The sequence below is a fragment of the Shewanella sp. 10N.261.52.F9 genome (genome assembly GCF_041471165.1).
In the GTDB taxonomy this organism is placed as follows: domain Bacteria; phylum Pseudomonadota; class Gammaproteobacteria; order Enterobacterales; family Shewanellaceae; genus Shewanella; species Shewanella marinintestina.
On record NZ_JBFRNX010000004.1, the window covers coordinates 288,490 to 298,121 of the forward strand.

10 protein-coding genes are annotated in these 9,632 nt (G+C 40.5%); 6 read left to right on the forward strand and 4 right to left on the reverse strand.

The annotated features are described in order from the left end of the window. Positions 1–21: 21 nt before the first annotated feature. Positions 22–717, reverse strand: a complete 696-nt coding sequence (locus AB4298_RS04190) for a 2OG-Fe(II) oxygenase (RefSeq protein WP_371985823.1) — start codon at positions 715–717, stop codon at positions 22–24. Positions 718–824: 107 nt separating this feature from the next. Between AB4298_RS04190 and AB4298_RS04195 the strand changes: the two genes are divergently transcribed. After that, positions 825–2,081, forward strand: a complete 1,257-nt coding sequence (locus AB4298_RS04195; protein ID WP_371985824.1) for a cyclic di-GMP phosphodiesterase — start codon at positions 825–827, stop codon at positions 2,079–2,081. A gap of 137 nt (positions 2,082–2,218) precedes the next feature. Continuing rightward, entirely contained in the window at positions 2,219–2,539 is a 321-nt protein-coding gene (locus tag AB4298_RS04200; protein ID WP_248998324.1) for a DUF3135 domain-containing protein, read from the forward strand. Between the two features lie 116 nt (positions 2,540–2,655). On the opposite strand, the gene corA is transcribed toward AB4298_RS04200, so the two are convergent. Together corA and AB4298_RS04210 are read right to left on the reverse strand one after the other, a co-directional pair. Next, on the reverse strand, positions 2,656–3,603 hold the full coding sequence (gene corA, locus AB4298_RS04205; RefSeq protein WP_248998323.1) for a magnesium/cobalt transporter CorA: 948 nt from the start codon (positions 3,601–3,603) through the stop codon (positions 2,656–2,658). Between the two features lie 109 nt (positions 3,604–3,712). Continuing rightward, positions 3,713–4,078: a hypothetical protein gene (locus AB4298_RS04210; RefSeq protein ID WP_371985825.1), complete on the reverse strand. Its 366-nt coding sequence runs from the start codon at positions 4,076–4,078 to the stop codon at positions 3,713–3,715. Positions 4,079–4,244: 166 nt separating this feature from the next. Between AB4298_RS04210 and AB4298_RS04215 the strand changes: the two genes are divergently transcribed. Beyond that, positions 4,245–4,913, forward strand: a complete 669-nt coding sequence (locus tag AB4298_RS04215; RefSeq protein ID WP_371985826.1) for a YccT family protein — start codon at positions 4,245–4,247, stop codon at positions 4,911–4,913. Positions 4,914–5,001: 88 nt separating this feature from the next. Here AB4298_RS04215 and AB4298_RS04220 read toward each other — a convergent pair whose 3' ends face one another. Beyond that, on the reverse strand, positions 5,002–5,898 hold the full coding sequence (locus tag AB4298_RS04220) for a LysR family transcriptional regulator (protein ID WP_248998320.1): 897 nt from the start codon (positions 5,896–5,898) through the stop codon (positions 5,002–5,004). Positions 5,899–6,185: 287 nt separating this feature from the next. Between AB4298_RS04220 and xapA the strand changes: the two genes are divergently transcribed. The 3 genes from xapA to AB4298_RS04235 all read left to right on the forward strand — a co-directional run bounded on the left by xapA (position 6,186) and on the right by AB4298_RS04235 (position 9,479). After that, positions 6,186–7,016: a xanthosine phosphorylase gene (gene xapA, locus AB4298_RS04225; protein ID WP_371985827.1), complete on the forward strand. Its 831-nt coding sequence runs from the start codon at positions 6,186–6,188 to the stop codon at positions 7,014–7,016. A 12-nt stretch (positions 7,017–7,028) separates the two neighbouring features. After that, a complete protein-coding gene (locus AB4298_RS04230) occupies positions 7,029–8,291 on the forward strand; it encodes a NupC/NupG family nucleoside CNT transporter (RefSeq protein ID WP_371985828.1) in 1,263 nt (420 codons plus the stop codon). 216 nt (positions 8,292–8,507) lie between these two features. Then, entirely contained in the window at positions 8,508–9,479 is a 972-nt protein-coding gene (locus AB4298_RS04235; protein ID WP_248998317.1) for a patatin-like phospholipase family protein, read from the forward strand. The last annotated feature ends 153 nt before the right edge of the window (positions 9,480–9,632 follow it).

The following is a 9,632-nucleotide window of genomic DNA, read 5'->3' on the forward strand; positions in this document are numbered from 1 at the left end:
ACAAGCATCCCAGTTCATTGGCTATTTCGCAGGCTGATATAGCTGTTCAGCACGATTGAACATAATCCAAGATGTCGCGATATATTTATCATGACTCCTTGGAATGTTACCTCGATGAGAGTGGGTAAAACTTGCTGGGGCTATCACCATAGTACCTTTTTTCGGTTTTATCTTTTTATTCTGGTAATAAAACTCTGTTTCGCCCCCCTCTTCCACGTCATTAAGATAATACATATACAGCACAACTCGGTGTAATGCTTCGTTATGGCCTTGTTGCGGAAACTGCTCTGAATGCCAGTGAGGATAGCCTCCTTTACCTTGCAAATACTTTTGGATATTGATATTGCCACTACGATATAGATATTTAACTATCGCTTCGGCGCGTCCCTTGCCAAATTGCTGGTAATTGTCGGGAGTCAAAGTCAAGGATTTGCCTTGCTCACCCGCAACATTAACAGCAACTGCCCCCATTAATGCCATGGCATACTTGTCAAAGTACGCTGTCGCTTGCTTAAGTGTATAACCGAGTAATTGATTTTTAAGCGCACCTAAATCTTCATGAGAATCTAGCATTAAGTCTAAACTGACCTTCTTAGTCTCATCTACCCCACCACCAGTTCGACCAGCACTCACGCCATTGTGATTTTCAAAGCGGGAAATTAATTCATCACAAAAAGCATCAGGAAGAGCATTTGGGTATATTTCTATGAAGTCCATTTGACGGTTCTCAGTTTCGCAACATGTGTAAATATTATCGTTAAGTAATTGTAAATTATATAACTTGGAGTAAAATAGCAAATAGAGAAAGTTTTAATATAATTCCCATGACAAAAAGTTGTAAAGTCGCTGTAGCCCAACTGCAAATTGGTAATTTTGTTAGATTACCTATTGCATGGAAAGACCATCCTTTCATTTTCAATAGTTTCAAAATTAAGCAACAAGCGCAGATAGAGCTAATAAAAAATCTCGGTCTCGACTTTGTATTTGTGTGTCCAGAGCGCAGTGACACTCTGCCACTAACCTCCTCGGAATCTCAGTGCCAATCAGACATTATTGATAACAACCTTGAGCAATTATCATCTGAATTAAGCCGTCAGAAAGCGAAAAGTATTGATGCGCAGCAATCATTAAGGCGTCACTTACAAAAAACTGAAAAACACTTCATTCGTAATGTGGCAATGATGCGTAACCTAATGAACAAGTTACGCAGTCGGCCTCTTGCAGCAGTCAATGAAGCCCAAGAGCTTATCCATGATATGTGTAATCAGTTGCTTACAGATGATAAATTAGTGCTGCACTTAATGGCAGAGGCAAAAAGCGATGACAGTATTTACTATCACTCGCTAAACGTTGCAGTTTTATCAATGTTAATTGCAAAAGAGCTAGAGTGGAGCAGGAAAGAGATAGAGATAGTCGGAATTGGAGCCTTGTTTCACGACATAGGAAAATTGAAAGTACCTACCCAGTTACTTCGTAAAACAGCGCCGTTAACTCAAGCAGAGCAAAACTATTTTAATCAACATCCAGCAATGGGAGCCGAGCTCATTGGCGCAGCAGAAAACTTTCCAGAACAAGCACTACCAATTATATTAAATCACCATGAGTTTTTAGATGGTAGCGGTGTGCCTAATGGATTAAAAGAGCCTCAAATAGACAAATTAAGTCAGCTAATCTGCGCTATTAATACCTACGATAATTTGTGCCATTCTGATCGCAGTAAAAAAGCTAAAACCCCTTATGCAGCGCTTGGCTTCTTGTATAAAAACTATCAAAACCAACTTAACCAACAAGTGATAAATCGCTTAGTGAAAATGCTTGGCATATATCCACCAGGCAGTATTGTTGAACTTAGCTCAGGCCAATTTGCCATGGTCATGTCTGTTAACTTAAGCAAACTGTTGCTGCCTAGAGTACTGGTATACGATCCTACAGTCCCAAAAGAGCAAGCACCTATAGTCGACTTAGCGAATGAAGGCTTAACCATTGTAAGGTGCTTGCCTATAGCTGCACTGCCATTGAAAGTCCTTAAATATCTAGATCCTAGAGATAAAGTTAGTTACTTTTTTGGCGCCGAAAAGTAAACTTTTACACCTGACAGCAAGCTTTACAATCACTGTAGACACTAAAGCCTGACATTAAGCTATAAAACTGGTTTCTTGCTGAAATCCCCCCGACTGACTAACTTTAATAGTAGGTTTTGACGTCGGAGGTAATGCTTATGACTGAACTACCAAGTTTTGATAAATTACTGTGGTTGGCACAAAATGCGCCAAAGAAGTTAGATGCTTTACAGAAAAAATTAAGTCAAGAAGCCATTGCGACAAGTAATAAGTCAAATCAAGCTAACCTCAATTCGCTATTGAATGATTTAGATAAACGCCTAGCCCTTTGTAAAAGCCCGTACCAACGCTGCCAACTTGTCAGTTGTATGATGTTTCAAAAACTAGGTGTGTTAAATAAAATCTATAGCCAACCACAGCATTTTTTGGAGCAAAAAGCCGATATTGTGGCTTTTTCAAAACAACAAAATAAAATATAGCCTTAAACGACAAGCAAGCACATATTTAAAGGGGTTAAAATATAAAAGCCCGCTAAAGCGAGCTTTTATATTATTAGGTCAAGGCTAGCTTTTATGATCCAAAGCTAGCTACCCACTTATAACCAACCTTTGCGTTTGAAGAACAAGTAGGTACCGGCTGCACTTCCAAACATCATAGCAATTGCCATTGGGTAACCAAAACGCCAGTCAAGTTCAGGCATATTTGCAAAGTTCATTCCGTAAGAGCTTGCAATTACCGTTGGTGGCAAGAAGACAACTGCCGCAACGGAGAAAATTTTGATGATCTTATTTTGCTGTAAACCACTAAAACCCATTGCAGCGTCGAGCAAAAAATTCAACTTATCAAAAATAAACTGACTATGAGGCATTAACGATTCAATGTCAGACAACATTTCGCGTAGATCTTTAAATTCTTCATCAGATAGCTGACTACGATAATATTTCTGCATAAATCTAAGTGAGCGCTGAGTATCGAGCAGACTTAAGCGAATTTTTCCATTTGAGTCTTCCTGACGAGTGATAAGTTTAAATACATTATCTAACTCTTCGTTTTTAAAGACTTCTTCACTGATATTCTCAAGAACAGTGTAAACGTCCTCAATCAGATCTGACAGATAATCGACTTTAAGATTAAATAGCTCTAACAGCAAAGCCACCGGCGTAACAGCTTCTATCTTACCGAGTCGAAGGTAGTTACGCAGTAAACGAATAAGGCCTACGTCCTCATCACGAATCGTCAACAGAAAGTTTTTCCGCAAATTAAAAGAAACGTTAACTCCTTTTACATCTTGGCCTGCTCGCTGCGGAAATAAGGAGTTAATATGCAAGCCATCATGGTTTTGATAAAAGCGAGCCGAAGCTTCAATCTCATTGATATCTTCTTCATCCGGCACGTCTTCAACAGAGAAGTGACTTAACCACTCTCTTTCTTGTTCATCAGGCTTATAAAGGTCTAACCAAATAATGCCGGGAGGGATATTGTCCTTGATGCTTAATTCAAAAATCGTAAGTTTACGATCCTCATAGGCATAGGCTGTAATCATAGCTCCTCCTTAAAAACGCATGTAGCAATTATTCTAGATATAAAACGTGCGCTATTCTAACCTATAAAGCCATGGTGCATAGATCTAACCCTAAGAAAACGTACAATTATTACTCTGTTACACTTTTAGCAACGATTATTCGCTCTTGATTGCTTAATCTGATACGAATTCCGTTAACAGTTGTTAGTTCATTGCTAGTGATATCTTTCTTTTTGACTTGATAAACCACTGACTCGTCACTTATAGGTGACACAATCGTTACACTGACAACTTTATTGCCATCACTCCAATCCCAATACCAATAGCCAGCAGTCGCAGTAAGCGACAAACTGACCAGTATATAGGCACCAATACGCAGTTTAATGTTCTTACCTAATTCTTTCGTACTTGCCCGCACACCTTTTTCTCTAGGTTTCCGGATATAAACCATCGCACCGGCGATTATCAGTAAGGTAATTAAAATTTTCGTGAGCACTTGCTTTCCCTCTGCGATGTTTACATCAATTATACCGACATATAAACAGATAAACTGCTACCCATATCCAAGCATTGTCATACGAGTTCGCAATAAAATCATCTTGCTATGCAAATTTCACATCATTCTGCTATAAAGAAGACATTAGTACATATTAGGATCCAAAATGAATCGTTATTGTCTTGCACTGTGCAGTTCAGCGTTGTTATTAACTATGCCGGCATTCGCCGATGTCGAGCTATCTATGCCATCGAACTCAGAACTTCTTGTCGTCAACGGCAATGAAGTGAGTACTCAAGATACGCTGAAATTACAAAATGGCGTTAATCAAATTGCATTTCGTTATACTGGACGCTATCAGAATCAAGGCTCGCAAACACAATTTCAGTCCGATGTGATTATTATTAAGTTTAATGAAAAAAATGCCGAACTGGCACTAACATTGCCACGTATTCGTTCTAGCAGTGCAGCAGACAAGTTTAACCAATCACCAAAAGTGATGTTAGTTGATGCCAATGATCAAAGCATCCACTTTGAACAAGGTAAGTTAATAAAAGAAGGACTACAGTTGGGTCGTGATTACGCTGAGGAAATAACAGCTTACAACCTAACAGAACAAAGTGCGTCGTTGCAGTTACAACCTGAGGGGATCGCAGCAACTCAAATCGTAACTGCGCCTATTGTAGCGTCTATAACTCAAGCACCTCCTAAGCCAAACATGCAGCCAGTAGAAAAATCGGAACAAATCAATGTTGGTCAAATGCTCGATTTTTGGTATCAACAAGCCGATGAAGAAACCCGGGAGGCATTTAAAAAGCGTATCGAAAGCAAGTAGTACTTTAAACGCTGAGCTAGTCAGAAAAGCGTAAACCGCAGTGTTAATACTGTCGCGGTTTACGCTTTGCCATTAAAAGAAATTAACTTCATGTTTGTTTCGATAGCTCACTATTCATATAGACATGTAACGACTGAATAAGAGACTGCTTTTCAGCTGTCATTTTTTGCGGATTATAGATGGCACAGATGTGGGCGTGAATTGGCTCCTTAAGTTCAACCAACCGAATATGTTGCCAATTCTGGCGACCAAAACTTTGTGGCACAATCGCTACGCCAGCCTGACTTTCAATGACATTCATCAAGGTCATTGGCTCTACCACTTCTTGCACTATATGTGGAATAAATCCCGCTTTTACGCAGTGATTAACCACTAACTGCGATGATGCGGAGTTTTTTTGGCTCATCATGACAAATTTTTCATGACTGAGCTCAGGTAAACTCAATTGCTTTTTTTTACTCAAATCATGTTTATCTGATAGCGCTACCCACATCGACTCACAATACAAGTTACACGACTCTAATGGGTTAATGTCTAGGGTATCTGCATAGCGAACAAAACCAATATCAATCTCATTATTAAATAACGCAACCTTTTGTTTTTGAGGCGATAGCTCAATAAACTCAAAGCGAATGCTTGGATAATCAGCTTTTAGCTGTTGGCAAGCATAACCAAAACCAGCCCAAAATGCTGAACTTACAATTCCTAAACGCAGGTGTCCTTGAGTCTCACGTGCATATTGGGTCACTTGATTGATTGAGCGTTCCATCACATCAAAAATTGCTTGGCATTCATCACGCAATAATTTTCCTGTTGCAGTTAACTGAATACTCCTTTGCTCGCGGTTAAATAGCTTTACTCCTAATACAGCCTCTAAATCCCGCATCTGTGCACTGAGTGGTGACTTTGAAATATGCAAGCGCTCTGCTGCCTGAGTGAGATTTTGGCTGTGGCTAGCCACATAAAAATACCTCAGCATTTTCATACTGATCCTTTCAGCCCAATAAAGGCTTTTTATGTTTAGAGGAGCAGTACTTGAGTTATTGTTCACAAATTTTAAATCCGGTTATTTATAAGTTTTATTCAGGTATTGTGCCGTCTTTAATCAAAAATATATTTTTTCGATGCTTTAATTATCGGATTTACGACAGCTTTATACATTAAACATCTATGTGCCGAAAAACAGCACATTAGAGCCATTTTTAGCGATTTTAATCAAAATCGCTAGCGAATATCGTGAGGCTAATAACAAATCCATTTAGGAATATAAAAATGTCTCTGTACGATCCAGTCCCAAACGCTGTAGCTACCATCGAAAAATGCAAGCCAGGCTTCAAACCACAAATCGCCATGATCTTAGGCTCTGGCCTAGGAGTACTTGCTGACAAATTAGAAGATAAAGTTAGCATTAGTTATGAAGAACTAGATGGCTTCCCTGTCAGCACTGTTGAAGGTCACAGCGGTGAACTTGTATTGGGTTACCTAAATGGTGTACCAGTTGCCTGTATGAAAGGCCGTGGTCACTTCTACGAACATGAATCCATGAAAGTAATGACGACACCAGTTCGTACTTTCAAAACGCTTGGTTGTGAAATGCTACTTGTCACAAACGCTGCTGGTTCACTTCGCCCTGAACGCATCGACGTTGGCTCTTTAGTCATATTCTCTGACCACATCAATACAATGCCTAGTACGCCAATGACAGGCCCAAATGACGACAAGTACGGGCCTCGCTTCTTTAGTCTGGCTAACGCTTATGATAAAGATTTGCGTGAACAAGCTGTCACTATCGCCAAAGCTGAAAAGATCAACGTTAACCAAGGTGTTTTTGTTTCTTACCCTGGCCCATGTTTCGAAACGGCGGCAGAGATCCGCATGATGCAAATCATCGGCGGCGATGTAGTGGGTATGTCTGTTGTACCTGAAGTGATCTCTGCAGCACATTGCGGTCTACCAGTACTAGCTATCTGTGCAATCACCAATATGGCTGAGGGCTTAGGTGATGTGAAACTGTCACACGAGCAAACATTAAAATGCGCCAAACTCGCTGAAAGTGATTTCCTAAAACTGATTAATGCGTTTGTTAGCAGCGTTAAAAAATAAAGGACGACAGTTATGATGTTCATGGGATTCGTTGGCATGCTAGTGCTTCTAGGCATTGGTGTTGCGTGTTCTGTAAGCCGCCGCTCGATTAAATTACGCACTGTTGGTGCGGCACTAGGTTTACAAGTATTAATCGGCGCATTTGTCTTGTATGTGCCATTAGGCCGACAAGCACTTGAGTCAATGTCACACGGTGTACACGTCGTATTAGATAGTGGTAAAGCTGGTATTCGCTTTCTGTTTGGCAACCTTGTGAACTTCTCCGTAGAAGGCATAGGTTTTGTCTTTGCATTAAACGTATTACCACTTGTTGTGTTCTTCTCTGCACTTATTGCTGTTTTATATTATCTAGGCATTATGCAGTTTATTATTCGCATCATCGGTGGCGGTATGGCCAAAGTACTTGGTACTTCGCAGCCAGAATCAATGTCAGCAGTATCAAACATCTTTGTTGGTCAAAGTGAAGCGCCACTCGTTATTAAGCCTTATATGGCAAAAATGAGTGACTCTGAATTCTTCGCGGTTATGTGTGGTGGTATGGCATCTGTTTCAGGTACTGTACTAGCTGGTTACGCGATGATGGGCGTTGATATGGAGTACTTGTTAGCCGCATCATTTATGGCGGCTCCGGGTGGCGTTCTGTTTGCAAAACTTATCTTGCCTGAAACCACAACACCTACATACAGCATGGATAGCAAAATCCAATTTGATGAAAAGCCTCCAGTAAACGTACTTGCAGCTGCAGGTGAAGGCGCCGCAAGTGGTCTTAAACTTGCAGCAGCTATTGGTGCCATGCTGATTGCTATGATTGGTCTCGTTACACTCGCCAACAATTTACTCGGTAGCCTTGGTGATGTTGTCGGCATGCAGTTATCACTAGAAGGGATCCTAGGTTGGATCTTTGCACCTCTTGCATTCTTACTGGGTGTTCCGGCTGCGGATATGGCAATTGCTGGTTCTATGATTGGTAAAAAACTAATCGTTAACGAGTTTGTTGCTTATAGCGATTTAGCCCCATACCTAAAAGAAAATGCCCAAGTTAGTGCTGCGGGTCTGCAAGTACTACAAGAGAAGAGTAAAGTGATTATCAGCTTTGCACTATGTGGTTTTGCGAACCTAGCCTCAATGGGTATTTTAATCGGCGGTCTTGGTACGCTTTGCCCATCAAGAACTGATTTCATTGCAAAATATGGCCTACGCACGGTAGTAGCTGCAACCTGCTCAAACCTAATGAGCGCAGCTATTGCGGGCATATTCTTCTCGTTAGCGGCATAAATCGTTAAATGTGATGTTAATTCCGTAACAGGAAATATCAAGACGTAAAAGGGAGCCCTAGGCTCCCTTTTTAATATCGACTTATTGACTACCGTTTGATGATTTAGCTTTCATTCATAGATATTCTCAATCTCTACAATTGATTTTATCAATTATACAAATTGCAATATAAGGCATAGATTAAAGTCATCTACTTTCCATTTCAGCAAGTTTGTTATGCCGTCAAATCTCACAAAAGAGTTAATACCCAATACGCCAATTGCACAAACAGCCTTAGTTGCAGAGGGCGGAGGTCAACGTGGGATTTTTACTGCAGGAATTTTGGATGCCTGGTTAGAACAGCAATTTAATCCATTTAATCTGCTGATAGGCACCTCGGCTGGTGCACAAAACCTATCGAGTTACATCACTCAACAAAAGGGTTTTGCGCATCGCTCTATCACAGAGTTTACTCGCTCAGCTAAATTCTTTAGTTTAAGCCGCCCGCTGAAGGGGCAAAGTACTGTCGATTTAGACTGGTACTTCGACCAAGTGGGTATCGAGTCTGCGGACAATTCAGCAACGCATCAACTGGATCTACAACAAGGGCTAGCACAACTAGAACATCGGCAATTACTCATTTCAACCACTAATAGCTCTAACTATCAAGCAAGTTTTTTTAACCCAAATAAGGAAAACTGGCTAACCTTATTAAAGGCCTCTAGCGCCTTACCGCTCCTTTATCGGGAGGGTGTAAAAATTAATGACGACTTTCAAGTTGATGGAGGGTTATCAGCACCACTTCCAGTTGAAGAGGCCTATAAGCGAGGTGCACGAAAAATTGTTGTTCTACGTACTCTACCAAAACAATATGCAGCACATACTCCATGGGTTAACCGGTTAAAGTCATGGGTGTGCTCCACTAAGCAATGCCCTAAAGCACTCGATTTTTTTATTCATCACGAGTACGCCTATAGAGACGCATTACGATTTATTGACTCACCGCCAGATGACGTTGAAATTATTCAAATATTCCCACAGCAGAACTTAAAAAGTAAATTGATAGGCAGCAAAAAGCTCGCTTTACAATTCGATTACCTACAAGGAAAGCAAGCCGGTAATGACTTTATAACACAGCATTCTGCAACGTTACTCAAACCCAGTACTATACCGCCACAGCAGCCAAGGCAGGTTTTACGATATTGTTAAACGATTAGCTCATAAACTTCGAACTATTTTGTCTAGAAGAATACACAAAGCAAGACTTTGTATCCATACAACTAAGGAATACAGAGGCTTAGTATTAAACTCTTTAAACAACAGATACAAATCAGACCTACTGTTGCTAGCAGGGCTTATCGC

What these genes read in the sequence shown, in the direction of transcription:
- AB4298_RS04200 (WP_248998324.1), top strand. Translation starts at nt 2,219, where the DNA reads ATGACTGAACTACCAAGTTTTGATAAATTACTGTGGTTGGCACAAAAT.
- xapA (WP_371985827.1), top strand. Translation starts at nt 6,186, where the DNA reads ATGTCTCTGTACGATCCAGTCCCAAACGCTGTAGCTACCATCGAAAAA.
- AB4298_RS04190 (WP_371985823.1), bottom strand. Translation starts at nt 717, where the DNA reads ATGGACTTCATAGAAATATACCCAAATGCTCTTCCTGATGCTTTTTGT.
- AB4298_RS04215 (WP_371985826.1), top strand. Translation starts at nt 4,245, where the DNA reads ATGAATCGTTATTGTCTTGCACTGTGCAGTTCAGCGTTGTTATTAACT.
- corA (WP_248998323.1), bottom strand. Translation starts at nt 3,603, where the DNA reads ATGATTACAGCCTATGCCTATGAGGATCGTAAACTTACGATTTTTGAA.
- AB4298_RS04235 (WP_248998317.1), top strand. Translation starts at nt 8,508, where the DNA reads ATGCCGTCAAATCTCACAAAAGAGTTAATACCCAATACGCCAATTGCA.
- AB4298_RS04195 (WP_371985824.1), top strand. Translation starts at nt 825, where the DNA reads ATGACAAAAAGTTGTAAAGTCGCTGTAGCCCAACTGCAAATTGGTAAT.
- AB4298_RS04230 (WP_371985828.1), top strand. Translation starts at nt 7,029, where the DNA reads ATGATGTTCATGGGATTCGTTGGCATGCTAGTGCTTCTAGGCATTGGT.
- AB4298_RS04220 (WP_248998320.1), bottom strand. Translation starts at nt 5,898, where the DNA reads ATGAAAATGCTGAGGTATTTTTATGTGGCTAGCCACAGCCAAAATCTC.